Raw genomic sequence first — 23,721 nt, forward strand, 5'->3', positions numbered from 1 at the left:
CTAAAGCTTGCCCGTTCAGAGTACGGTTAGAATAGTACGCTGATAAACGTGATATGGTGAATACAGGTTCTAAGCGGGCTTATTGGGCTTGTTCAATGGCTTTATTAATGCCACGCACGATTTTGTCATTACGCGCAATATCACGAACCGTCAGATGCGGTACACCTACATACCAACCGGTAGCGGTAATCTGATGGTCAAGGATAAATTGCTTGACAGTCGGGCTTTTAATCCCAGGCCAACCCTCTACATTGCCAAAAATCAAATCCATGAGTTCTGGAATTTTGGTAGCAAAGTCGTTGATGTAAGCATCCCAATCGCCATCATAGGCGGTACAAAACAGTAGCTTAGTATCATTGTCTAAAAACACCAACCGCAAATCATGCAAGGTGCCTACATTGGTCGCCCCTGCAAGATTGCCTTTGGTAATTTCCAAAATTCGCTTGATACGAGCTGCCCCATCTTTGGTCAAGGGGGCGATGGCGGTGAGTTCAGACACTTTGCCTGATTTTAAGCCCTTTTCACCGGCACTGGTGACAGAATGGTCATAGCCATCATTAGCGCCCTCTTTTAGATTTGCCATGAACATTTGGGCTTTTAATGCGACATCGTCTAATAAAGAAAGTTTTTCATTGTTTTCAGTTGTCATATTTATTGCCCTTATAGTTAGTTGATCATTAATTGAAGTGCATGATTTAAATTTATTTATCCCATTGTTTTATGATTTAAAATTTAAATCTTTTTTATTATATAAGCCGCAAAAAGCAAAAAGCGTTAAAATAACTTTCATCACCCATAAAATTACAAAACTAAACTATTGATTAAAAAATGACATACTAGAGACCGTAAAACTAACAGTGTTGGCTTAAAAAATTTTCATTACTATCAATAGGTTATTCACATCCCGAATATAACCTAGCTATAGAGAAGTCATTTTTCCTGTGTTGCATTTGCTAAAAAAGTTGGGATATTGACACCTTGATGATTAACTTTAGCAAAGTAGCTTGCTGGTCTAATCTCACCGTATAACTGGCTACCACTTTTTAAAACAAAGTCTATCAGTTAAAAGGTTTATCAGTTAAAAGATGTTTATCATGGCTAGGGTGGATTCCACAGACCCTGTCGGATGATAGGTGTCTAATGATAGGTATAGACGAAGCGAAAAACGTGCTTTAATTAGCACGTTTTATCACAAGCATTGAAGACGCCTTTAATATGTCTTTAAGATGAATTTAAGAGGCGATGGCGTGTTTAGGTGCAGCAGTGGTAGGTGTTTTTGGGGTTGCAGTGTCACGGGTTTGTTGCGGTGGTGCATAGTTATTAGCGACAATCTCACCAAACGGTCCTGTCAAATTTGGCTTGACCAAGGTGTTTTGGGTGTCTATCGGTAATAATGGGAAAACCAATTCAGCAAACCGATACGCCTCTTCTAAGTGTGGATAGCCTGAAAAAATAAAGTTATCAATGCCCAAATCGGCATACTCTTGAATACGCGCGGCAACAGTTTGTGGGTCGCCCACCAGTGCGGTGCCTGCGCCACCACGTACCAGTCCAATCCCTGCCCATAAGTTGGGCGAAATTTCTAAGTTATCACGGCGACCGCCATGCAAGGCTGCCATACGTTGTTGTCCCACCGAGTCCATTTGGGCAAATTTGGCTTGGGCAGCGGCAATGGTGTCGTCATTCACATGACTCAATAATTCATCAGCGGCTTGCCAAGCGGCTTCATTGGTTTCACGCACAATCACGTGCAGACGAATACCATAGCTTAATGTACGACCTTTGGCAGCGGCTTTGGTTTTAAGCTGCTCAATCTTCTCTTTGACGGCGGCAGGCGGCTCACCCCACGTCAAATAACTGTCAACTTGTTCGGCAGCCAGTGTTTGCGCCGCCTCAGATGAACCGCCAAACCACAAGGGCGGATATGGCTGTTGTAGAGGGGGGTACAGCAATTTAGCATCTTCTACTTGCAAGCGTTCACCGTTAAAAGTAAAGGATTCGCCTGTGTGCGAGCGAGTCAAAATCTCTCGCCAAATCGTGGTGTATTCACTGGCTGTCTGATAACGCGTCGCGTGGTCTTCAAAGATGCCATCGCCTTTAAGCTCTTGTTCATCGCCGCCTGTGACCAGATTAAGCAGCAATCGACCATTTGATAATCGATCAAAGGTGCCTGTCATGCGAGCAGCAAGCGCGGGTGTCGTCACCCAAGGGCGGAATGCCACCAAAAACTTTAAGCGAGTGGTCGCATCAATGAGACTAGCGGCGACCAACCAAGGGTCTTCACATGAGCGACCTGTCGGAATCAACACGCCCTCATAGCCAAGGTTATCGGCTGCCACTGCAATTTGCTTCATATAGGTATGGTCAACGGTTCTTGCCCCTTTACTCGTGCCTAAATAACGACTGTCGCCATGTGTCGGTATAAACCAAAAAATTTTCATCGTAACCCCTGCTTGTAAGCTCAAAAATTGATTAAGATAACTCGCCTTCGGTCGTCTTTGCGTAAGTCCTATTAATAAGTACGCTATTCGGTAGTAATTATTTTGATACCGGTAATTCATTAATGAACTTTATGATTTTCAACATAAAATGATAGGATTTCCTCTCTTTTTCTAGAATTTTTCTGTCTATATTTTAGAGAATAAAGTTGAGATTTTTAGAAATTAATTATAAAAAATGCCAATTATATCAATAATATAATTGGCGGTAGTAAAGACTTCTTTTATCCGGTGATGCGTCTATCATCCCAATAACACGGTACTACAATCAAATTGTTTTCATGTAATCGTGACCATAATCGGACACCTAAATCTCGCTGCATATTTTGGACTGTGAAATTGGAAATCAGCAGAGTAGATTTCATGTTGTCATAACGGCTATATAAGACCTTATGCACCATCTCCAGGCGTTTTTCATGCCGGTCATGCAGGCCATATTCATCAATCACCAATAAATCAAAACTGGAGAAATGGTCGATGACTTCTTTCTCAGAGCGTGAAGCATCTGACCAGGTATCCATCATTTTTTGAGCAATTTCTGCGCTGGTATAGTAGCGTGCAGATTTTGTACTGTTATGCAGAATGTTGCGAATGATTGACGCACTCAGATGAGTCTTTCCTGTACCCGGTGTACCAATGAGCAGTAGGTTTGGATAATGGTCAGAAATAATCTGCTGTGCAAAGGCCTGACATAGATTGATGGTATTGTCTTGTGCAGGGCATGCAACTACATAATTCTTGAAGCCACGATCCAGGTAGCGTTTATTGAGCCCTGAGTTTTTGATTTTCTGTTGTAGCAATCGCTGTTGCAACTCATCTGCATAGGCTGCATGTGAGTGATGGACGGTTTCTTTGGCACACAATTTACATAGCTTGTGACCAGCGATTTCCATCAGGGGTATATGATGGGTAGGGCAAAGTGTTTCCGTTGTTTCTGTGCGAAACTGGAGCGTTTTAAGCATGGTATTCATGATCACTCTCCTAAATCCATTTTGAATTTTCTAAAAAATTCTCCTCTGTACACGACAAATTTCACAGAACCCTTATCCTATCAGGGTTCTGCCTTCTTAAAATTGCCAAAATTTCCTTAAACTCTTCTTTTTTCCCAAAACCAATTAAACGCTGAATCGCCATTTGAACATAGTCTAAACCATAGCGAAATAAACTCATTGAGAGTCGTCCATGCTTCTTTATTTTTATCGCTTTTTTTTGATCATGTTGCCATTCACCCGTTAAGTAACACCAACAGAAGCTTATAGCTAACACCGCAATCAATTTTTTCACTCGTCTAGGGTCTGTCAAGCGCGTATTTTCAAGATTAAACCCGCGTCCTTTGAGACAACTGAATAAGGTTTCAATTTCCCAGCGTAATGCATAATCCTGAATAGCATTGGCATTAAACTGAGGAGAAACGACGAGTAAAAGCTCTCCATTTTCTAACTGTAGTGCACTTATATATAGTTTCACCCGACCAACCAAAATCCGTCGTTTACGACATTCAATTTGACCAACTTTAAGATGGCGAAATAAATCACTAATTTTATGATTCTTTCCTAAATGATTGGTGACAATGAAGTTTTTTTAACACGAATGCAGAAGTTGATGTCTTGTTCAATTAACCATGTAAACCACTGCTCACCGATAAACTCTCTGTCTGCGAACACATTCACAATACGGTCTTTACCAAAAATGGCTATAAAGCGTTGAATCAAAGCAATACGCTCTTTCGTATCTGAATTTCCACGTTTATTAAGCAATGTCCAAAGGATAGGTATCGCTATTCCACGATAAACGATTGCGAGCATCAGGATATTAATATTTCGTTTTCCCCATTTCCAATTGGTTCTATCTAAAGTCAGTTGCACTTGGTCGAATGAAAACATATTGAAAATCAACTGAGAAATTTGACGATAATCAAAATACTGACCTGCAAAGAAGCGCTGCATACGTCGATAAAATGATTGTGGTAAGCACTTGATGGGCAAGGCTTTAGATGCAGAAGAAAGATTACATGTTTGCTTTAAAATAATCACAAGCATGATGAGCGCAAAGCACTTTAAATGTGACTTGTTCCATTTTAGATATTTGTTTAAGATAAGATATAACTCATTGAGATGTGTCATAGTATTCGTCGTTAGAAAACAATTATTATGACATTATTTCAATGAGTTATCTATTTTTGTCGTGTACAGAGAAAATTCTCATTTTTTTCTTCAAAATTTGAAGATGAAGATGAAGATGAAGATGAAGATGAAGGGCATGGTTCAAGCATGACTTGAGTAATACTCGGGCTCTTCTCAGGAGCTGCTTGAGCATTTACTTTTCGTTGCTTAGTTGATGCTTGAGCATTACTTGCGGATTTCCCCCAACGTGCTTGAGCTGCATTTTTAGCTTTATCAGATTTCATTTGCTGATTTTGCAATGCCTGGCTTTTTAAACTGGTTAAAAAACTTGAATGAATCTGCTCAGACTCGACTTCAAACAATTCCAGAGCCATCAGCGTATTCAACAAAGTTTTAGCCTTGGTGTGCTGAGGTAATTTCGTGATGCTACATACAGTAGCTAGGTCATGAGGAATGGCACCATTTTTCCAGAAATCCATCATTAACAGCAGTGCCGCACCAATTTGTTCTGCCGTCATTCGTGCAAATTTTGCCTGTAGGTCGCCAATATAGAGTGGCATCCAAATTGAAATATCTTTATGCATGTGTTCACCTTTTTATAGGTATAGAGGGGCTAAGGTCATCGATTGGATGACCTTCTGTCTGTGTTTGTTTTATTAGTGAGCGAGACTCATTAAGCGGAGACGGGCCTGTTGGGCCAAGTCATCGTAATGGGCTTGCCCTTCATCCAACATTCGCTGTAACCAGAGTCTCAACGCCTGGTGATCATCGAAGCATTTATTGATTTCCAACAAAAAAGCTAGATTGTGAAGTTTGGGAATGTGTAGCTCATGGATTAATTCACGAGCGACCATATCTGCTTCAGGGCTGACGACCACACCACCAAAGAAAGCTTTACTATTCATGTGCAAGCTCCTCTGTATTTAGTTTTTCCAGCATGGCTTCAAATGCACTGCCATCGCGGCGCGTAACATTGGGGATGTAACGGCTATAGACTCGAAACAGCATTTCAGTCGTTGAATGTCCCAATTGACGTGCGATCCATTCCGGATTTTCTCCTGCTGACAGCCAAAGAGTTGCTGCTGTATGGCGTGTTTGATAGGCTCTTCTAGACTTCAATCCTAGAAAGCGCAAGATCGGATGCCAGACACGTTTATTCACCAGACGATAATCGAGAGGTCCACCATCACGATTGCAGAAAACAAACTCTGATTTACCATTATTTAAGCTTTTCTGTTGGAGAAAGGCTTGGTAAACGCGGTCATTCATCTGGATCGTGCGGTCAGAACCATAAGTTTTGGTTCCACCAAGCACACCATTCACTAACGCCTCTCTGATATGGATTTCACGACGCTGTAAGTCGATATTTTTCCATTGCAGACCATCGATTTCACTGGTACGCATACCCGTAAAAAAGCGAATGGTGTAATAGGGGCGGAAGTCTTCACGCACTGTGGTAAGAATTTTATGCACCTCTTCCAGAGAAAAAGGTGTGACTTCAATCTTGCTTTCCTTCAGATTGTTAATATTTTTATAAGGCGACTCAAACTCGTATCGTTCAGCCGCATCATTGAGTATCATACGTAAAGGCGTCATGATTTGATTGATCCTCGATGCTTTCAGACTTGTTTGATCTTTTCCGTGTGTCACTTTGGCGAGAGAGGCACGGAAGTTCAGCAAGTCTGACTTCTTGATTTTCGAGAGAACCTGATTACCAAAAGCAGGAATCAAATAGTTTTTGATCACAATTGAAACCTTTTGCTGATATGAGGTTCTCCATTCAACTTGTTTCTGCTTAAACCACAATTCAGTAAACTCTTTAAAAAGAGGAACTTTGGTCTGTACAGCAATTTGCTGACTTCTTTTTTCCTTAAACTCCTCAACACGGTTACTTTTTGGAAAGTACTTTTCGTATTCAAAAGTTCCCAAAGTAATTTCAGCTTCAAGCTGTTCGAGACGTTTTTTCAAAATGCGTCGGTTATAAGCATTGTCTTCAAGATTGGTTGTCTCTCTACAACGAATGCCCATGTAGCGAAAGTCGGCAATCAGTTTGCCACTTCGTTCCCGGATGGTAGCCATCAGTTAAACCTCCTAAGCCTTATTGCAAGGCATCCATGCCTAAACCGGTGAATTTAAGCATTTCAGTTTCAATGCGTTCCCAAACAAAAAGAATTTTTCGACCACCAAAAGGACGGATGTAGTGAACACCTTCAATAAAGACACTGTCCTTCAGTTGGTTGCGGATAGTACGAGCGTCGTACTGGATTTTTTCAGCCAGTTGCTGGGCTGTGAGATAGGTATATGACATAATAGAGCCTCATATTTTTTACTAGGTAACTAGGAAAAATTATTCCTAAGACATAAATTATCATATTTTTATGTTGTTGCAAGTACTTTTTATGATTTAACTAGGAAATTTTATGATTATCTCAAACTTGGCGGTTTTATTAGCAGAAAGGAAACTTAAGGTTGCTGATTTGGTGAGAAGTACTGGAATTAATAAATCTACTTTGCATAAACTTTATAATGATGAATCTGTACGGATTGATTTTGAAACCATTGATAAAATTTGTATTGCATTAGATGTAGAAGTGGGCGATTTATTGATTTTTAAGAAAATTGATAATAATCAAAATGATAATAGCTAGTTTGGTCACAAATGGTCACATCAAGAAGTGAAATGGTCACAAATCTTTGATCGTTTGGTAAAAAACACTTTGTTTGGAAGAGGACAGGGTGATTTTTTGCTTTCAAAAAAGCTCTGAAAGTGGTGATCGATTGAGGACATTTAAGGTCAATTGAGGCCATTTTTATTGTCGTGGGCACGCCATGGTCACATCTTGGTCACAAAATACAAATTACATTAAGAATATTTTTTATTGAATCGAATAACAAAGGAAGAAGGTTTTTTAAAAAAAATAATAAAATCAACATAAAAAAAGCCCCCATCTTTCGATGAGGGCTTTTTGAATCTGGAGCGGGAAAGGAGACTCGAACTCCCGACCCCAACCTTGGCAAGGTTATGCTCTACCAACTGAGCTATTCCCGCGGAGTCTATAAAGTTTTTTAAATGAAAAAACTAAATGAAAAAATTTTGAGCGGGAAAGGAGACTCGAACTCCCGACCCCAACCTTGGCAAGGTTATGCTCTACCAACTGAGCTATTCCCGCATGCCGTGTATAATACAGCATGCAAAAATGTGGTCAACACCTTTGTTAAAAATCTTGCATCAATTGCATAAAATAAAAGCAAAATGCTGTAGACCAGACAATAAATAACCAATATTCATATAAAAATCAATAAATTTTCGCCACAATCAACGGATTGCATCTGAACAGATTACCGAAATACTCGGCAGAACAAGGTATACTGAGACCATATTTTTGAAGATTGGAGTCAGACCATGAGTTTAGAACAACAACTGAAAGACCGTTTGGCGCAATTATCCCCAACCCATTTGGAAGTGGTGAATGAATCTTCGGGTCATGGCGGTTATTTTCCGGGAAAAGAATCGCATTTTAAAACCGTGATTGTGAGTCAGGCTTTTGCCGGTTTACGTCCAGTCCAGCGTCATCAGAAAGTTTATGCTGCTGCAGGTGATCTGCTGTCAAAAGACAAGATTCATGCACTGGCTATTCATGCATTTTTGCCTGAAGAGTGGGCAGGTCAGGATACGACCAGTCCTGCTTGTGCACACGCACCTAAAAACTAAGAGGACATGATGGAAACCCAACTTTTAGTCAAGATTATTCATATGTCGGCAGCAGGACTGGCCATTGTCGCCATTCTTGCCCGTGCCTTGACCTTGTTTGTCGGTACACAAGGGAATTTACCTAATCCGGTGGCACGTACAGCGCTAGTCGCTTTACAGCATTTAGCCATCACGGTGATTGCACTGACCGGTATTGTGTCGCTCGTCATCAAAGACTTTGATGTACAGCCCTGGTTCTATGCCAAAGTTATTTTATTTTTGGTACTGGTGTCCTCTCTAGGCAAAGCCTATAAGAAAGATGATTCGATCTTGCTGTCGCAGCGTCGTGCTGGCCTGGTTATTGCTGTGATTTCATTGGTGTCTATTCTGGCTTTGGTGATGATCAAGCCGAATTTTGGCTAAAAGCAAGCTGGCTGTGATGATCAGCACAGCCAGCCCATGCAAATAATTAAAAAATACAAATGTGGTAAAAGTAATTAAAAATGTGAGGAAGGGACATGCGTACACGTGTGGTATTTAATCAAAAGGGTGGGGTAGGCAAATCCAGTATTACTGTCAATCTGGCAGCGATCAGTGCACATCAGGGCTTAAAAACATTATTGATTGACCTGGATCCGCAGGCCAATTCTAGCCAGTATGTGTTAGGCGATGATGCGACGTATTCCAGCGACAAGCCGGCACTTGAACCGAATATCGAAAACTATTTTGAAGATGTACTCGGCAATCAGCAAAGCAAGGGCCTGCTCGGCAATGCCATTGGCTCGATCTTAAAAAGCCGAAGTAAAGGCCTGGAAAGCTATGTGCATCAATCCTCTTTTAAACATCTGGATGTTATTCCGGCCAGTCCAACGCTGGGTGCATTGACCCATGCACTGGAGTCCAAGCACAAGATCTACAAGTTAAGAGATGCTTTACAACAGCTATCAGGACATTATGACCGGGTGTTTATTGATACACCACCTGCGTTTAATTTCTTTACCCTTTCTGCACTCATTGCGGCAAACCGCGTGCTGATTCCCTTCGACTGTGATGTATTTTCTAAACGTGCCTTACAGACTCTGATTGAAAATGTGATTGAAACCCAAGATGATCATAATGAAGGGCTGGAAATTGAAGGCATTGTCGTCAACCAGTTTCAGGCACAGGCCAAATTGCCGCGTGAAGTGGTACAACAACTCAAAGATGAAGGCTTACCGGTGCTTGATAGTATGTTGCCACCATCAATCTTGATGAAAGAATCTCATCAGAAAAATCAGCCTTTGATTCATTTGGCTACTGATCATAAATTGACTCAGGCCTATCAATCGTTGTTCAATGAGATAGAGCAGAATTAAGATCGAGTTAGCTATGAAACTTGTGAAAATAAGCCTGAGTATTGCTGCACTTGCATTACTGAGTGCCTGTGCAACGACGGTAAAACCGACTTATGTGTCGCCCACCCCCTATCAGACCTTGGGTTGCTCGCAACTACAAGGTGAATATAACCGTATTCAGCAGTATATCGACAATGGCGTTGAGCCACCGAAACGTACTGGCGTCGGTGTGGGCGTTGGTCTTGGCGGTGGCTGGGGCAGTCGCGGTGGTTGGGGTATTGGCCCGAGTGTTTCAGTTAATATGGGACAGTCATCTGATACCAAAAGAACTGAACTGGCACGGCTTTTAGGCGAGCAGGAAGCGATTGTACAGGCTGCGCGTTATAAGAACTGTCCGATCATCGTTCGGCAGGCGACGCCTAAATAAATCATTCAACATTAAACGGATAAATGCTGACTTCGGGTCGGCATTTTTTTATTGCTTTCACCAAGAATAGGGCGGTTTAAATTAAGATAAAACTCACAGGAAATTGACCAGAGTGTATATAAATCTGAAATTTATAAGCTTGTTATCCCACTCCCATATTGATTAAGCTACAGCCTTGGCCCGGAAAAGTTCATTGCGATGATTGAAAATTGGTTATTTGTTTTAGGACTTATTGCTGTGCTGATGGTTCCAGGGCCCGCCAATGCCTTGGTGGCCAGCTCTGCTCATCAGCAGGAGCAGGCCAAAACCAGTCTCTATCTTCCTGCCATTTTGCTCGGTTATTTTTATGCCATTAATGTCTGGGCCTTGTTGATTCATCTGGCGTCACCGATCTGGCCAAACTTTAAAGGCTTGGTCTACGTGCTGAGTACCATCTGTGTGGGCTGGATGACCTTGCATTTATATAAGGCTCAGCAGTTAGAACGTTACAGCAAGACCCATCCGCAGATTCGCCCCTGGCAAATGTTTACAACTACCCTAAAAAATCCTAAAGCAGCATTGTTGGCCTCTGGAATTTTACCGATGGAAACCTGGCAAAGCCCGACCAACTTCGTTCTGGTTTTTGCTGCCTTTAGCTTGAGTACCGTTCCGGTCGGGATTTTCTGGATGGTCTTTGGTCAAGCCATTTTGACCAGTCCATCTGAAAAAATAAAAGCCGGCCTTATTTATAAAGGCGCGGCTCTATTTGTCCTGCTTTGTCTGATCCCACTCCTGATCAAGCTTTGGGATTAAACGCACAGGCTGTAAAAAAATCTTAATGTAAAAAGCTCTTAAGCTGTTTTACTTTTTTTGAGCTTTTGTTGAATAAAGCCAATCACACCTGGCAATACGCTTAAAATAATGATGCCAAAAATCAGATAGGTGAAGTTGTCTTTGACGATCGGCATATTGCCAAACATATAGCCCAAAATGACAAATGAGCCAATCCAGGCGAATGCACCCACCACATTATAGGTCAGGAAATATTTGTAATTCATGCTGCCAGCACCGGCGACGAAGGGTGCAAATGTACGGGCAAAAGGAACAAAACGCGCAAAAATAATGGTCTTACCACCATGTCTGGCAAAGAATTGCTGAGTCGCCAATAAGTGTTTTTTATTGATAAAGCGCGATTCGATCTCGAAAACCCGAGGACCAATATATTTACCAATATGGTAATTTAGGGTGTCGCCCAATACTGCCGCCACAAACAAGAGCGGAATCAGCACCCATGGATCCATCGCACCTGTAGAGGCTGCCAGTGCACCTGCTGCAAATAGCAAGCTGTCGCCAGGCAGGAACGGCATCACCACCAGACCTGTTTCTACAAAGATAATCAGGAAAAGAATGGCATAAATCCAGATCCCGTAATTGGTGATAAATTCAAGCAAGTGATCATCAACATGCAAGATAAAATCAATCAGTTCCATGAGCCCAATACAAGCAAAAGTGTGGTCAAATCCTAACAGCCCGGGGCATGAAAGTCAGTACCAGAAAGTAAAATAATTAACGCTTCATTCATCTTCAATCGAGCCAAAATTTCTCTTACATATTATCTTCAGATTTTTATAAAAATAGACTTAATTGGATTAAATCTTGAGCTTAAAAATATAAAAATGACAAATCAAACAAGGCATCCGAAGGGATGCTTTGTTGTGCTAGAAATATAATGCAATCAACTAAATGCATACCTCATGCGAATTGTGTGCTTAATGCGCTGAAAAATGTTAGAATACGGCGCTTATCTTTCGTTTGCCTTTCATAGTTGTTCGTCATGACTACCAATACTCAAATTACTGAAGATCGTATCCTGATTCTGGATTTCGGTTCTCAATATAGTCAGCTCATCGCACGTCGTGTCCGTGAAGCTGGTGTATATTCTGAAATGTATGCCTATGATATGTCTGAAGAAGACATTCGTGCATTTAATCCAAACGGTATCATCTTGTCTGGTGGACCTGAGAGCGTTCACCTTGAGGGCAGCCCGCGTGCGCCGCAAGTGGTATTCGAGCTGGGTGTGCCGGTATTGGGTATTTGTTATGGCCTGCAAACCATGTGCGAACAACTTGGCGGTAAAGTTGAGCCAGGTACTGTGCATGAGTTTGGCTATGCAGAAGTAGATATTGTTGTACGTGACAAGCTGATCGGTAATTTACAGGACCGTGAAAACCAGCTGCATGTCTGGATGAGTCATGGTGACAAGGTTGCCCGTATTCCAGAAGGCTTCCAGATCACTGCACAGACGCCAAGCTGTCCAATTGCGATGGTTTCTGACGAAACTCGCCGTTTCTATGGTATTCAGTTCCATCCTGAAGTGACACATACTTCTAAAGGTGCAGAATTACTGTCGAACTTCGTGCATCAAATTTGTGGCTGTCGCGGTCTGTGGACGCCAGAACACATTATTGATCTACGTGTAGAACAGCTTCGCCAACAGATTGGTGATGAAAAAGTATTACTAGGACTTTCTGGTGGTGTGGATTCATCTGTAGTGGCAGCGCTGTTGCATAAAGCGATCGGTGATCAGCTGACCTGTGTATTTGTAGACAACGGTTTGCTTCGTTTGAACGAAGGCGATCAAGTGATGCAAATGTTTGCTGATAACATGGGTATCCGCGTGATTCGTGCTGATGCTGAAGAGCGTTTCTTGACTGCGCTTGCAGGTGAAGTTGATCCTGAAGCAAAACGTAAAATTATTGGCCGTGAATTTATTGCTGTCTTCGCTGAAGAAGCACGTAAATTAGATGGCGTAAAATTCCTTGCACAAGGTACGATTTATCCAGACGTGATTGAATCTGCTGCAAGCAAGCAGGGTAAGGCGCATGTGATTAAATCACACCATAATGTGGGTGGTTTACCAGCAGATCTAGCGTTTGAACTGGTTGAACCATTACGTGACTTATTTAAAGATGAAGTACGTAAATTGGGTACGACTTTAGGCTTGCCACACAGCATGATCTACCGTCATCCATTCCCGGGCCCAGGTCTTGGTGTGCGTATCCTGGGTGAAGTGAAAAAAGAATATGCAGACATTTTACGTCTTGCGGATGACATTTTCATGCAGGAACTGCGTGCCAGCGGCTGGTATGACAAGACTGCTCAAGCATTTGCAGTATTCCAGCCAGTAAAATCGGTGGGTGTAGTCGGTGATGGCCGTCGTTATGCATGGGTGATTGCACTGCGTGCGGTAGAAACCGTGGACTTTATGACGGCTCGTTTCGCGCATCTTCCTTATGATTTAGTCGATAAGATCTCGACCCGTATCATGAATGAAATTGCTGAAGTTTCTCGTGTTGTGTATGACGTATCGTCTAAACCACCAGCAACAATTGAATGGGAGTAATTTAGGGGTTTCGGACAGCACTGCTGTCCGCCTAAATTACGCCACGCGCTATGCGCGTGGCAGTATCTGGTTTATCAGATATAACCTAATAAAAAAGAGCGCTTCGGCGCTCTTTTTTTGATTTATACTGAATAAAAATAAACCTTTAAAAGCTAAAAAATGCCTTTACCTACTTATGATTAATTAATGCTGCCTTTAATGAAATTATTATCAGAATTAAATGAGCCAATAAAAATTTCGGATGCTGCGAATATCCTAGCTGAACGTTCCAATTTACACGAAGAGGATTTAAATAAAATTCTTCCGAGCGGGAAAAATATATTTAAAGATAGAGTGGCATGGGCAAAGACCTACTTAGTTAAGGCGGGCTTAGTTCAACAACCGAAGAGAGCATATTGTGAGATTAGTAGCTTGGGTAGACAGGTTGATTTAAAAAGTTTAGATGCTATAACAAATGAATATTTAGTACAGTTCAACGGATTTTCAGATTTTAAATTAGGAAAGAAAAATAAAGATGAGTTTGGGATCGGGAATCTACAAGTTATTGAAAGCCTAAATAGTTACCAAGAAACTCAGACTCCAGAAGAAACAATCCAGAACACAACGGAATTATTAAAATCTGATTTGAAAAGTGATTTGCTTCAGATGGTAAAAGATAAATCTCCTTCATTTTTTGAAAGACTGGTTGTCGATCTTCTGGTGGCAATGGGCTACGGCGGTTCACATCAAGATGCAGCTCAAGCGATTGGTAAAACCAACGATGGTGGAATTGATGGTGTAATTAGTGAAGATCGATTAGGGCTAGATAAAATTTACATCCAAGCGAAACGTTGGAAAGATACTGTTGGTCGTCCCGACATTCAACAGTTTAAAGGTGCTTTGGCCGATCAAGTTGCTAAGAAGGGTGTATTCATTACTACGTCAAGTTTCAGTAAAGAGGCCATTGAGTCGGCAAGAAAATCCGGTATTGTTTTAATTGATGGCGATAAGCTGACGTCTTTAATGATTGAATTTGGTTTAGGTGTACAAATAGAACGTAGTTTTCATATCTATAAAATCGACCAAGATCGTTTTGATGAAGATAATTTTTAACGGGTAATTTAAGCCGGTTTAACCTGCCAGTTTTGCAGCTCCCCAGCTAAACTTTGCTCCAGATCTGGATCATAAGCTTCAACCCGATTCCGTCCATTGGCTTTAGCCTGATATAAGGCAATATCGGCCTGTTTAATCAGGGTCATTAAATCTGTTTCACAGCTTTCCAGAATGGCAGCACCAATCGAAATGCTAAAACTGAAACGATGCTGGCTGTCTAGATCGATCACAATATTTTCAATGTTATGCCTTAAACGCTCGGCAACTTTTAGCGCTTCATCCAGAGAGGTTTCGGGTAAAAATGCAATAAATTCTTCACCGCCATAGCGTGCCAAAATATCATGCTGTCGCATTTCACTGCGTGTGCTCAGGGCAATCGTCTGTAAGACCTGATCTCCGATATCATGACCATAACGATCATTAATCTGCTTAAAATGATCGACATCAAATACCAGTAAACTCATAGGTACCGGTTGATCAAAATTCTGTTGTACCAGTTGTTGCGCGAGATATTCAAAACAGCGACGGTTATTCAGGCCGGTGAGGGAATCGGTATGGGCCATATTTTCAAAGGCCTGCCGGTTATATTCATTCAGGGTATGCTGCAAGAATACCATGCGTGATTTTAAGGTTGAGCTCCAACTAATATAAAGACTGAAGGTCAATACCGGCAGATAAATCAGGGAAAATAAAAACATCTGGTACAGGTCAGACCGAGTATTGAAATATACACCGATGTAAATCATCAGGGTAATCAGACTTGAAGTAATCAAAGACGGCCAGAACCGGATCTGCACACATAAATTGGCCAGTACAATAAAGACTAAGGAGGCATATTGATAAATGAGGGTATAAGCACTTTCAGACTGATTCAGATTAAAAAACCAGATGGCACTTGCACCAATAATCGAGGTAGGCAAGAGCAGATCAAAGACAGGCAGATTGCGGTAAGAGTGATACATCCAGATCGTGATCAGTACGATCAGGATGGTATAGCTGATTTTGGTCAAAATGAGTAACTTGAGAATATCATTCAGCACCAGAATATCGGCGAGGGTATAAGAGGCATATGCCAGCTGTGCGAATAAATTGACCTGTAATAAGTATTTTAAAGTGAGTTTTTTCTGATGAGCATAGTAGGCCGGTTTTAGAGGTGCAGGAATACGAACAAGCGGATCTTGAAGAGCCTCCTGAATCAGGGTACGTGATTCTTTTTCGTTATCATGCGGCATGCAGCCTTCCCAAATTAAAATATATAAAAATGAATAAGATGAAATTTATATATAGTTGTATAAAAAATATTCTATTCTTTTGTTGGATATTTTAAAAGTGGAAGAATCAAATTTATTTTATAAAATGAAATCCCCGATTAACGCATTCTAAGAATGATCCTAGCTTATAGAACAGACTAATGATTCAGCTTTAATTCGCCGTTGACTGGGCTGGTTGAGTGTCTGGCTTAAATACATTCCAGGGATTTTCTGTTGCTGGCTTGGGCTTATTCAGCATATCCGGATGATAGACTTCAATCCGGTTTCGGCCAGACTTCTTGGCTTGATATAAGGCAATATCGGCTTGTTTGATCAGATCTTCCAGAGTCTGGGTATGGGATTCTAGTTCTGCAACACCGATCGAAATGGTGAACCGGATGGCATGATTGGATTCAACATAAATATACTGCTTTTGAATTGCACAACGAATTCGTTCTGCAATCACCAGGCTGTCTTGTAGCTGAGTATCTTCCAGGAGAGCGATAAACTCTTCCCCGCCAAAACGTGCCAGTACATCGCTATGCCGCATTTCTTTACGGGTCACTTCAGCAATCAGTTGTAGCACCCGATCACCGACATCATGCCCATAGCTATCATTAATATTTTTAAAATGATCCACATCAAACATCAACAGGCAGCTACTGGCATGTTTGGGCCATTGATGAATAGAGCGTTCAGCCATATCGACAAAATGGCGACGGTTGTAGAGCTGGGTCAAATCATCGGTATGTGCCAGATTCTTTAAGGTTTGATAGTTCCATTCATCAAGCAGGGAGCGCAGAAAAGAACGCCGCACATTCAGAATATTATTCCAGTTAATATAAATGCTAAAAAACCACAGTGGACTAAAGACCACACTAAAAATAAAGGCTTGAGAGGCACTCATGAACTGGGTCACCCCAAGCATGATAAACAGCGCAATCAAGATGGAGCAATAGACTGCGACTTTAAACTGGGTCTGCACACAGAGATTGGCGATAAGAATAAAGATCGCAGAGGCATAAATATAGGTGGCAACATGGGGACTGGTTGAAAGCGCGAGTAAGCTAATCCAGGCCGCTGCAGCTACAGTGGTGCCTATCGGCAAGATTCTGTCCAAAATCTGAATATTTTTATATTTTTTAAACAGGTAATAACAGCAAAACATCGCCCCCAGAACCAGAACGACGCGCATCAGACCAGAAATAAAAAACATGTCTGGAATAATCAGGATATCGGCAAAGAAATACAGTAAAAAGGCAATTTGCGCCAGATAGTTAATTTGACGCAAGTTATGATGACTATGCGTATAGACATAATCATGAAAATACTGCTGAAACAGGGCAGGGATACGGGCATGAGGATCTGTCAGCGCCTGTTCAATCAGCTGACGGTTTTGCAGATCACATTCAGATAATTTCAGTGATTTATCGGTCGTCGAATTTTGAAAAGATACATTCGCCGTTGAATATATATTCTCATTCTGAGCAGACATGTCCTGGTCCAGTATTATTTTTATAGGTGCCTATTATGCCGTGTTTGAGTAAAAAATAACCTCCCAAAAATTGGGTATCCGGGAAGTTTTTAAAGCTAAAACGTAACAAAATTTGTGTTTTATAAAATTGAAAGTGATTGAAATACATGAATAATCATCTTATTCATTGGGGTCTTTAGTTGTTGTGGATTCGTTTCACGTGAAACATAAATGACATTCCTGATCTTCAGTTTATTTAAACTCCTAACGTCATGTACCTAAATCATGATTGACTTGTTAAAACTCAAGTTTGGGGCTTTGAATATAAATCTCATCAGCTTTTCAGAATTTAAATTGATGGGACTAGTGAGGCGTTTTATACGTATCTAAATATTTCCAGGGATAGATTTTGCCCATAGACCCTGTACATTGTCCTGAACAGAGAGGCATCTTGAATCGGTCAAATACATGTCTCACCCACTCAAAAAGTAGAATGAAAATGCCGAGGTAAGCTCAGCCATGTCGAATAATAGTGATATTGAACTGTCGAATTCTGATGATTGCGAAAAGTATGTGAATCAGTTTATTCAGGAGTTTCCTTTACGTCGCGCGGAAATCGGACAGGGCACCGTGATTAAACGTGCCTTGCCAAGCAGACATAAGCGCATGATAGGTGCCTGGTGTTTTCTGGATCATGCGGGTCCGGCCATTTTCCCGCAAGGAGATGGTCTGGATATCGGCCCTCATCCACACATTGGTCTGCAGACCTTTACTTGGATGATCGAAGGCAGCATGATGCACAATGACAGTCTGGGAAATCAGCAGTTGATTCGTCCCAAGCAGGTCAATCTGATGACCTCGGGCTATGGTATCTCACATACTGAAGTTTCTCCGGAAAGTGAGACCCATATGCATGCAGCACAGTTGTGGATTGCCTTGCCGGACGACAAGATCAATATGGCACCAGGTTTTGAACATTATCCTGAATTGCCGGTCGTCAATGAGCAAGGCATTGAATTTACCGTGCTGGTCGGAGAATATTTAAAAACGAGATCACCGGTTAAAGTACATAGCGAACTACTCGGAGTAGACCTGTATGCAGCTCAAAGTACCAGTGCGCGCTTGCCGCTGAATCCGAAATTTGAATATGGCTTTATGGTGCTTGAAGGGACGGCCAGCATTAATGGGCATGAACTGACTGAAGATAATATGCTGATCCTGGAGCCGGGGTTGCAGCAAGTCAATGCTGAAATTCATACCGGGAGCCGGGTGCTATTGATTGGTGGGGAACCATTTGAAAGCCCGATTTTACTGTGGTGGAATCTGGTTGGGCGTACGACAGAGGAACTTAAAATTGCGCGGGAACAATGGATTGAAGGTCATGAACGTTTTGGTTCCATTCCTGCCTATGATGGGCCACGTTTAGAAGCGCCTGCATTTCCAGACCAGATGCGTGCTTCCCGATAAATGCTAAAAATGATGGGAATATGGAGCGCTGTCTGAGTTGAACTCAAATAGTGAATCTACAACATAGGATACATATCATTACAGTCATCAAAAAATGAGCTAGAGTCTGCTGCTTTTTGCTATGCTCGAAAAGTAAGAACAATAAAATCATGAGTCTAATATGCGTGTTTTACATCATCTCGAACAATCACGATCATTTCGTATCCTGTGGGCCATGGAAGAATTAGGACTGGATTACGAGGTTAAATACTATAAACGTCAACCCAACCTTTCTGCGCCACCGGCCTTAAAACAGATCCATCCGTTGGGTAAGGCTCCGATTCTGGTCGATCAGTCGCAGGTACTGGCAGAATCTGCGGCGATCCTGGAATATTTGCAGGAAACTTATGATGAACAGCAGCAGTTTCGCCCAGAAGATATTGCCGACAAGGCCCAGTACCGTTACTGGATGCATTATGCGGAAGGCTCGTTGATGCCGCTGCTGGTAATGCAACTGGTGATGACCACTGTACCAAAACATACCCCGTTGCTGATTCGGCCGGTGGCCAAGAAAATCTGCGATGGAGTGAAGAAACAGTTTGTGCAGAGCCGTTTAAAAGATCATATCCAGTTTCTGGAAAGCTATTTGAGTGAGCATGATTATTTTGCCGGTCATTTCAGTTTTGCCGATATTCAGATGAGTTTTCCTTTGGAGGCCATGCAAAGCCGGACGGGTCAAAGCTATCCAGCGATTCAAGCCTATCTGAAACGGGTCTCGCAACGTGCTGCTTATGCGCATGCACTGTCCAAAGAAAAACAGATCAGCTTTTAAACGCTTAAAAGAAAAGGTGCCGATGGCACCTTTTTTGAGGGTTATCTTATTCTGGAAAGCTGAGACGCTCTTTGGGGAAAACTACCTTAAATGTGGAACCTTGGTTTTCCTTGGACTCAATTTCTAGATGTGCCTGATGTTGCATCAGCACATGTTTAACAATTGCCAATCCCAAACCGGTACCACCAGTCCGGCGGCTACGGTCTGAATCGATGCGGTAAAAACGCTCGGTCAGACGTGGCAGATGTTTGGGATCAATACCGATGCCGTTATCTTGCACCACAAAATAGGCAGATTCGCCATCATCATGCCAGCCGATGGTGATGGTGCCGCCTTTAGGCGTATACTTGATGGCATTGGTAATCAGGTTGCTAAAAGCGCTAGCCAGTTCCATATCTGAACCGATCAGATCGCAATGACTGTCAATGTCCAGATTCAGGGTATGACCATAATCAATATTATAGGCCTGGGCATCATCGAATAGCTGGTTCATCAGACTCGGCATTTCAATGATCTGGTTTTTGGCAATATTCTTATCATTTTCCAGACGTGACAGCAGCAGCAGGTCGTTGACCAGTGCATTCATGCGTCGGGTTTGCGACTGCATTTGATCAAAAGCGCGTTTCCAGCGTGGATTGATATCTTCCTGATCGGTAAAGGTTTCAATATAGCCACTGAGTACGGTCAAAGGAGTGCGCAGTTCATGGGAAATATTGTCGACGAAATCCTTTCGCATCTGTTCCAGATTGTGCATCCGGGTCACATCATAAGCGACCAGTACCCGACTTTCTCCGCCAAAACGGGTCATTTTAACCTGCACATAGTGGTCTTCAAACAGCGAAGAACGCATTTTCAGGCCGTCGGGAGATTCATCAATATGGTGATAATATTCGATAAAGCTCGGTTGGCGTAACAAGGTCAGGATATTACGGCGACGGTCATCACTGGAGATTCCGAGCAGACGTTCAGCCGCCGGATTCCACCATTCAATCTGCTGGTTTTCATCAAGCAGCACCACAGCTTCTTGCAAGGCCACCAGCGAAGATTGTGCACGATCAATCAGTTCGACCATTTCCGCCTGAACAATCCGTTCCTGACGTTGGGCGCGATAAACATTGAAAAGTAGCGCACCCCAAATCCCGCCAATATTCGGTGGAACATCATAAGGGCGATTGGAAATCCATTCATTGACCAGATATAAGGAACGCATTTGGGTCGCAAAGAATGCCACGAAGGCAATTACGATACAAATCCAGAAATACCCAATCCCAAAACCGATAAAGCTGGCGATAATTAGGAAAAAAGCCAGTAGGCGTAAATCCTGCTTCGCAAAATCCCATAAACTGCTGTAACGGATTCTTTTGTGTTCGCGTGCCAGTTCGGGGACAGGGTAGGGTTCATACATAAAACAAGATTTACCTTAAAAGATATTAACCTAAAGCGACATCTGAACGGGTCGAAAAGCGATAGCCTGTTCCGCGAACGGTCTGTACAAAACGGTCTACACCATAAGGTTCCAGCACTTTACGCAAACGGCGGATATGCACGTCGATGGTCCGGTCTTCAATATAAACGTTACCGCCCCACACCTGATCCAGCAATTGCGCACGGGTATAGGCACGTTCCGGATGGGTCATAAAGAATGCCAGCAAACGGTATTCAGTCGGCCCCATTTCCAGAATGTTATTGCCAAAATTCACCCGCTGGCTGACCGGATCCAGAATCAGACCATTGGCATCAATGGTTTTTTCACCGCTCAGGGCATTGGCGCGGCGAAGCACCGCCTTAATCCGGGAGACCAGTTCCCTAGTCGAGAATGGCTTGGTCATGTAGTCATCGGCACCGGCATCCAGACCTTGTACCTTATGGTCTTCTTCACCGCGCGCTGTGAGCATGATCACCGGAATTTCCGAGAGGCTTTCATCACGTTTCAGACGACGACACAGATCTACACCGCTGACACCACCCGGCATCATCCAGTCCAGCAAAATCAGTGCCGGACGCTGATCCACAATCATCTGATGCGCCTGCTTGGCATCTTCTGCCTGTAAGCACTGAAAACCGGCCATATCCAGAGAGGTATGGATCATTTCCCGAATCGGGAGCTCGTCATCGACGATTAATATGTAGTCATCTTTCACAACGCAATACCCTATTTCATGTAAACGGTGAACCGTTTTATATTTATGACAGGCTTATTACAAAGACTAATTATGACAGTATCATTGCAGAAAGGGAAAAACTGCTGAAATTCGAAAAGATTTGTGACAAATATAGCGCGGAAACTTGTTAAAAAATCATAAATTAATTTTACTCATTTTCGTAGTACAGCATAAAGATTGCATTTACTACAGAAGAGATAGAAATCTATTAAACACATGATTTAAAATCTATTTTTTCTCTGAATATGACTCGAGCAGCGCCAAAAAAACCACACTACAAGACGATAAAACTTCCTCAAGCGAATGCTTAAAACCGCTCATCACCCAACGAATAGCAATTTGGGTGACATAGCCATTCAAACCGGTCGAAACCAGGGAAATTTCCTGCTCACTGCGATTTAATTGCGGCATCATCAACATGACAAAGGCATGAATCATGCGGTCGAAACGTGACATGGTTTCATGAATAGTGGCCTGATTATGCAGTTCCTGCACCAGCATGGCATCAATATAAATGATCCTGGCCATACGTGGATTGTCACGCAGGGTAGTGAGCAAAGCGGTCAGACCCGCCTCGATCATTTTTTTTGGATCGGTGGAGGCCTGCATCATGGCCTGCATGACATTCTGTTGCAGCTCATCAATCAGTTTTAAGAAAATGGTCTGAAACAGATGTTCGCTTTTCTTGAAAGATTCGTAAAAATAACGTTCGGTCAGCTTGGCTTCATTGCAGATATCTTTGACCGTAACTGAAAAAAAGCCGTGACGGCCATAGGCTTCAATCCCCGCTTCGATCAGCTTTTCACGACGTGCCTGCTGCCTTTCAGCCATCGACAGGCCTTTAAACTGACGTTCCTTGCTCTTGGAGGGGCGTGATTTTGCTGCTGAGTCGGTTGAATCAGTCATAAGGCCTATGTGCTCATCTGCATGAAGATTTTGAATATCTTAGCAATAAATCACGCTTAGACCTATATGGAAATGCTGCCCTGAAATTTGGCCTTTAAAGATAGGAGATAATTATTGACAATCCATATTGTCAAAACTATATTGAGGATCTGTGCTAACTCCTGAAACAACATAACAAGATCCTGCTGTCATGGAATGGCAGTTCTTTACATAAGGAAATTGAATGAAAAATTTTAACAATAAAGTCGCTGCGATTACCGGTGCCGGTTCAGGTATTGGCCAGCAACTGGCAGTATTACTGGCTCAGCAGGGTTGTCATTTGGCCCTCAGTGATATCAATGAACAGAGTTTGGCACAAACGCTCGAATTGCTTAAAGAGAGTGATGTCCGTGTCACCATTCAGAAAGTAAATGTGGCTGAACTGGAACAGGTGCGTAACTGGGCGGCACAGGTCGAACAGGATCATGGCAGTATCAATATGATCTTTAACAATGCCGGCGTTGCACTGGGTTCAACCGTTGAAGGGGCATCTTATGAAGAGCTGGAATGGATCGTCGGAATCAATTTCTGGGGCGTGGTTTACGGTACCAAAGAATTCCTGCCATTGATCAAGAAAACTGGCGATGGTCATGTCATCAATATTTCCAGCCTGTTTGGTTTAACAGCTCAGCCGACCCAGTCTGCTTATAATGCGACCAAGTTTGCAGTACGTGGTTTTACTGAATCCCTGCGTCAGGAACTGGACATGGAAAATTGCGGAGTCAGTGCGCTCTGTGTGCATCCGGGCGGGATCCGTACCAACATTGCCAATGCAGCAAAAATGAATAACAGCCTGCTGACTTTAGGTATGAATCCGGAAAAATCGGCCCGTAATTTTAATAAATTATTGCGTTGTCCACCTACAGAAGCTGCCCGTCAAATTCTGGAGGCGGTACAAAAAGACAAGCGCCGTCTGCTCATCGGCAATGATGCCAAAGCGATAGACCTGATTCAGCGAATCTTGCCGACCGGTTATCAGCATGTCACTGCACTGGCGACCCAATTTGGTAAAAGAAAGAAAAAGTCTGCTTAAGAAATTGTAAAACAGACCCGCGAAAGCGGGTT

General features: G+C 42.5%; 25 protein-coding genes and 2 tRNA genes. 11 read left to right on the top strand and 16 right to left on the bottom strand.

Annotation, left to right across the window (positions count from 1 at the left end; all coding sequences use genetic code 11):
- Positions 1 to 79 precede the first annotated feature (79 nt).
- From F891_RS16230 to F891_RS16270, 8 genes are all read right to left on the bottom strand, one after another.
- Positions 80 to 649 carry a hypothetical protein gene (locus tag F891_RS16230; RefSeq protein WP_004732677.1) on the bottom strand — a complete coding sequence of 190 codons (570 nt, stop codon included), beginning with the start codon at positions 647 to 649 and terminating at the stop codon, positions 80 to 82.
- 583 nt (positions 650 to 1,232) lie between these two features.
- Entirely contained in the window at positions 1,233 to 2,441 is a 1,209-nt protein-coding gene (ssuD, locus tag F891_RS16235) for an FMNH2-dependent alkanesulfonate monooxygenase (RefSeq protein WP_004732675.1), read from the bottom strand.
- 281 nt (positions 2,442 to 2,722) lie between these two features.
- Positions 2,723 to 3,469 (bottom strand): ATP-binding protein, encoded by a 747-nt coding sequence (locus F891_RS16240; RefSeq protein WP_005264618.1) that lies wholly within the window; start codon positions 3,467 to 3,469, stop codon positions 2,723 to 2,725.
- A 61-nt stretch (positions 3,470 to 3,530) separates the two neighbouring features.
- Positions 3,531 to 4,621 (bottom strand): IS4-like element ISAba1 family transposase gene (locus F891_RS17760; RefSeq protein ID WP_085940413.1). Its coding sequence is split into 2 segments (ribosomal slippage): positions 3,531 to 4,081 and positions 4,081 to 4,621, totalling 1,092 coding nucleotides; the frame shifts between segments, so codons are not numbered across the junction.
- Between the two features lie 50 nt (positions 4,622 to 4,671).
- Complete coding sequence (locus tag F891_RS16255) at positions 4,672 to 5,205, bottom strand: DUF1376 domain-containing protein (protein WP_005264620.1); 534 nt, start codon at positions 5,203 to 5,205, stop codon at positions 4,672 to 4,674.
- A 72-nt stretch (positions 5,206 to 5,277) separates the two neighbouring features.
- Positions 5,278 to 5,526 carry a hypothetical protein gene (locus F891_RS16260; RefSeq protein WP_004895356.1) on the bottom strand — a complete coding sequence of 83 codons (249 nt, stop codon included), beginning with the start codon at positions 5,524 to 5,526 and terminating at the stop codon, positions 5,278 to 5,280.
- Positions 5,519 to 6,700, bottom strand: coding sequence for a site-specific integrase (locus F891_RS16265; protein ID WP_005094618.1), 1,182 nt, complete (start codon positions 6,698 to 6,700; stop codon positions 5,519 to 5,521). Before F891_RS16265 ends, F891_RS16260 begins: the two co-directional genes overlap by 8 nt.
- A 19-nt stretch (positions 6,701 to 6,719) precedes the next feature.
- The gene (locus F891_RS16270; RefSeq protein ID WP_005094615.1) at positions 6,720 to 6,929 is read right to left on the bottom strand and encodes a hypothetical protein; all 210 of its coding nucleotides are present in this window, start codon (positions 6,927 to 6,929) and stop codon (positions 6,720 to 6,722) included.
- A 112-nt stretch (positions 6,930 to 7,041) separates the two neighbouring features.
- Here F891_RS16270 and F891_RS16275 point away from each other — a divergent pair, with 112 nt between their 5' ends.
- Positions 7,042 to 7,269, top strand: coding sequence for a helix-turn-helix domain-containing protein (locus F891_RS16275; RefSeq protein WP_005094613.1), 228 nt, complete (start codon positions 7,042 to 7,044; stop codon positions 7,267 to 7,269).
- Between the two features lie 325 nt (positions 7,270 to 7,594).
- Here the strand turns inward: F891_RS16275 and F891_RS16280 are convergent.
- Both F891_RS16280 and F891_RS16285 read right to left on the bottom strand, forming a co-directional pair.
- Positions 7,595 to 7,670 (bottom strand) — tRNA-Gly (locus F891_RS16280).
- 48 nt (positions 7,671 to 7,718) lie between these two features.
- A tRNA-Gly gene (locus F891_RS16285) sits at positions 7,719 to 7,791 on the bottom strand.
- A gap of 233 nt (positions 7,792 to 8,024) precedes the next feature.
- Between F891_RS16285 and F891_RS16290 the strand changes: the two genes are divergently transcribed.
- The 5 genes from F891_RS16290 to F891_RS16310 all read left to right on the top strand — a co-directional run bounded on the left by F891_RS16290 (position 8,025) and on the right by F891_RS16310 (position 10,865).
- Entirely contained in the window at positions 8,025 to 8,333 is a 309-nt protein-coding gene (locus tag F891_RS16290) for a BolA family protein (RefSeq protein WP_004280957.1), read from the top strand.
- A gap of 9 nt (positions 8,334 to 8,342) precedes the next feature.
- Entirely contained in the window at positions 8,343 to 8,735 is a 393-nt protein-coding gene (locus F891_RS16295) for a SirB2 family protein (protein ID WP_005264623.1), read from the top strand.
- Between the two features lie 95 nt (positions 8,736 to 8,830).
- On the top strand, positions 8,831 to 9,667 hold the full coding sequence (locus F891_RS16300; RefSeq protein WP_005264624.1) for a ParA family protein: 837 nt from the start codon (positions 8,831 to 8,833) through the stop codon (positions 9,665 to 9,667).
- A gap of 13 nt (positions 9,668 to 9,680) precedes the next feature.
- A complete protein-coding gene (locus F891_RS16305; RefSeq protein ID WP_005264625.1) occupies positions 9,681 to 10,073 on the top strand; it encodes a hypothetical protein in 393 nt (130 codons plus the stop codon).
- Positions 10,074 to 10,271: 198 nt separating this feature from the next.
- The gene (locus F891_RS16310; RefSeq protein WP_005264626.1) at positions 10,272 to 10,865 is read left to right on the top strand and encodes a hypothetical protein; all 594 of its coding nucleotides are present in this window, start codon (positions 10,272 to 10,274) and stop codon (positions 10,863 to 10,865) included.
- A 38-nt stretch (positions 10,866 to 10,903) separates the two neighbouring features.
- Here F891_RS16310 and F891_RS16315 read toward each other — a convergent pair whose 3' ends face one another.
- Positions 10,904 to 11,542, bottom strand: a complete 639-nt coding sequence (locus F891_RS16315) for a DedA family protein (protein ID WP_005264627.1) — start codon at positions 11,540 to 11,542, stop codon at positions 10,904 to 10,906.
- 344 nt (positions 11,543 to 11,886) lie between these two features.
- Here F891_RS16315 and guaA point away from each other — a divergent pair, with 344 nt between their 5' ends.
- Together guaA and F891_RS16325 are read left to right on the top strand one after the other, a co-directional pair.
- Positions 11,887 to 13,455, top strand: a complete 1,569-nt coding sequence (guaA, locus tag F891_RS16320; protein ID WP_005245345.1) for a glutamine-hydrolyzing GMP synthase — start codon at positions 11,887 to 11,889, stop codon at positions 13,453 to 13,455.
- 186 nt (positions 13,456 to 13,641) lie between these two features.
- Positions 13,642 to 14,547, top strand: a complete 906-nt coding sequence (locus F891_RS16325) for a restriction endonuclease (protein WP_005264629.1) — start codon at positions 13,642 to 13,644, stop codon at positions 14,545 to 14,547.
- A gap of 8 nt (positions 14,548 to 14,555) precedes the next feature.
- Here F891_RS16325 and F891_RS16330 read toward each other — a convergent pair whose 3' ends face one another.
- Both F891_RS16330 and F891_RS16335 read right to left on the bottom strand, forming a co-directional pair.
- Entirely contained in the window at positions 14,556 to 15,779 is a 1,224-nt protein-coding gene (locus F891_RS16330) for a GGDEF domain-containing protein (RefSeq protein WP_005108388.1), read from the bottom strand.
- A 190-nt stretch (positions 15,780 to 15,969) separates the two neighbouring features.
- Positions 15,970 to 17,292 (bottom strand): GGDEF domain-containing protein, encoded by a 1,323-nt coding sequence (locus F891_RS16335; protein ID WP_005264631.1) that lies wholly within the window; start codon positions 17,290 to 17,292, stop codon positions 15,970 to 15,972.
- Positions 17,293 to 17,790: 498 nt separating this feature from the next.
- Between F891_RS16335 and F891_RS16340 the strand changes: the two genes are divergently transcribed.
- Positions 17,791 to 18,738: a pirin family protein gene (locus F891_RS16340; protein ID WP_005264633.1), complete on the top strand. Its 948-nt coding sequence runs from the start codon at positions 17,791 to 17,793 to the stop codon at positions 18,736 to 18,738.
- A gap of 160 nt (positions 18,739 to 18,898) precedes the next feature.
- Positions 18,899 to 19,549, top strand: coding sequence for a glutathione S-transferase family protein (locus tag F891_RS16345; RefSeq protein WP_005264641.1), 651 nt, complete (start codon positions 18,899 to 18,901; stop codon positions 19,547 to 19,549).
- Between the two features lie 46 nt (positions 19,550 to 19,595).
- Here the strand turns inward: F891_RS16345 and phoR are convergent, their stop codons facing one another.
- The 3 genes from phoR to F891_RS16360 form a co-directional block, all read right to left on the bottom strand.
- Entirely contained in the window at positions 19,596 to 20,954 is a 1,359-nt protein-coding gene (gene phoR / locus F891_RS16350) for a phosphate regulon sensor histidine kinase PhoR (RefSeq protein ID WP_005264642.1), read from the bottom strand.
- A 25-nt stretch (positions 20,955 to 20,979) separates the two neighbouring features.
- Positions 20,980 to 21,690 carry a phosphate regulon transcriptional regulator PhoB gene (gene phoB, locus F891_RS16355; protein WP_004280972.1) on the bottom strand — a complete coding sequence of 237 codons (711 nt, stop codon included), beginning with the start codon at positions 21,688 to 21,690 and terminating at the stop codon, positions 20,980 to 20,982.
- Between the two features lie 249 nt (positions 21,691 to 21,939).
- The gene (locus F891_RS16360) at positions 21,940 to 22,617 is read right to left on the bottom strand and encodes a TetR/AcrR family transcriptional regulator (RefSeq protein WP_005264643.1); all 678 of its coding nucleotides are present in this window, start codon (positions 22,615 to 22,617) and stop codon (positions 21,940 to 21,942) included.
- Positions 22,618 to 22,840: 223 nt separating this feature from the next.
- On the opposite strand from F891_RS16360, the gene F891_RS16365 reads away from it, so the two are divergent.
- Positions 22,841 to 23,689: an SDR family NAD(P)-dependent oxidoreductase gene (locus F891_RS16365; protein ID WP_005264644.1), complete on the top strand. Its 849-nt coding sequence runs from the start codon at positions 22,841 to 22,843 to the stop codon at positions 23,687 to 23,689.
- The last annotated feature ends 32 nt before the right edge of the window (positions 23,690 to 23,721 follow it).

It is taken from the genome of Acinetobacter sp. CIP 101966 (assembly GCF_000369725.1).
In the GTDB taxonomy this organism is placed as follows: Bacteria; Pseudomonadota; Gammaproteobacteria; order Pseudomonadales; family Moraxellaceae; genus Acinetobacter; species Acinetobacter lwoffii_Q.

Coding starts and splice junctions, on each gene's coding strand:
- F891_RS16230 (WP_004732677.1), bottom strand. CDS start 649: ATGACAACTGAAAACAATGAAAAACTTTCTTTATTAGACGATGTCGCA.
- ssuD (WP_004732675.1), bottom strand. CDS start 2,441: ATGAAAATTTTTTGGTTTATACCGACACATGGCGACAGTCGTTATTTA.
- F891_RS16240 (WP_005264618.1), bottom strand. CDS start 3,469: ATGAATACCATGCTTAAAACGCTCCAGTTTCGCACAGAAACAACGGAA.
- F891_RS16255 (WP_005264620.1), bottom strand. CDS start 5,205: ATGCATAAAGATATTTCAATTTGGATGCCACTCTATATTGGCGACCTA.
- F891_RS16260 (WP_004895356.1), bottom strand. CDS start 5,526: ATGAATAGTAAAGCTTTCTTTGGTGGTGTGGTCGTCAGCCCTGAAGCA.
- F891_RS16265 (WP_005094618.1), bottom strand. CDS start 6,700: ATGGCTACCATCCGGGAACGAAGTGGCAAACTGATTGCCGACTTTCGC.
- F891_RS16270 (WP_005094615.1), bottom strand. CDS start 6,929: ATGTCATATACCTATCTCACAGCCCAGCAACTGGCTGAAAAAATCCAG.
- F891_RS16275 (WP_005094613.1), top strand. CDS start 7,042: ATGATTATCTCAAACTTGGCGGTTTTATTAGCAGAAAGGAAACTTAAG.
- F891_RS16290 (WP_004280957.1), top strand. CDS start 8,025: ATGAGTTTAGAACAACAACTGAAAGACCGTTTGGCGCAATTATCCCCA.
- F891_RS16295 (WP_005264623.1), top strand. CDS start 8,343: ATGGAAACCCAACTTTTAGTCAAGATTATTCATATGTCGGCAGCAGGA.
- F891_RS16300 (WP_005264624.1), top strand. CDS start 8,831: ATGCGTACACGTGTGGTATTTAATCAAAAGGGTGGGGTAGGCAAATCC.
- F891_RS16305 (WP_005264625.1), top strand. CDS start 9,681: ATGAAACTTGTGAAAATAAGCCTGAGTATTGCTGCACTTGCATTACTG.
- F891_RS16310 (WP_005264626.1), top strand. CDS start 10,272: ATGATTGAAAATTGGTTATTTGTTTTAGGACTTATTGCTGTGCTGATG.
- F891_RS16315 (WP_005264627.1), bottom strand. CDS start 11,542: ATGGAACTGATTGATTTTATCTTGCATGTTGATGATCACTTGCTTGAA.
- guaA (WP_005245345.1), top strand. CDS start 11,887: ATGACTACCAATACTCAAATTACTGAAGATCGTATCCTGATTCTGGAT.
- F891_RS16325 (WP_005264629.1), top strand. CDS start 13,642: ATGCTGCCTTTAATGAAATTATTATCAGAATTAAATGAGCCAATAAAA.
- F891_RS16330 (WP_005108388.1), bottom strand. CDS start 15,779: ATGCCGCATGATAACGAAAAAGAATCACGTACCCTGATTCAGGAGGCT.
- F891_RS16335 (WP_005264631.1), bottom strand. CDS start 17,292: ATGTCTGCTCAGAATGAGAATATATATTCAACGGCGAATGTATCTTTT.
- F891_RS16340 (WP_005264633.1), top strand. CDS start 17,791: ATGTCGAATAATAGTGATATTGAACTGTCGAATTCTGATGATTGCGAA.
- F891_RS16345 (WP_005264641.1), top strand. CDS start 18,899: ATGCGTGTTTTACATCATCTCGAACAATCACGATCATTTCGTATCCTG.
- phoR (WP_005264642.1), bottom strand. CDS start 20,954: ATGTATGAACCCTACCCTGTCCCCGAACTGGCACGCGAACACAAAAGA.
- F891_RS16360 (WP_005264643.1), bottom strand. CDS start 22,617: ATGACTGATTCAACCGACTCAGCAGCAAAATCACGCCCCTCCAAGAGC.
- F891_RS16365 (WP_005264644.1), top strand. CDS start 22,841: ATGAAAAATTTTAACAATAAAGTCGCTGCGATTACCGGTGCCGGTTCA.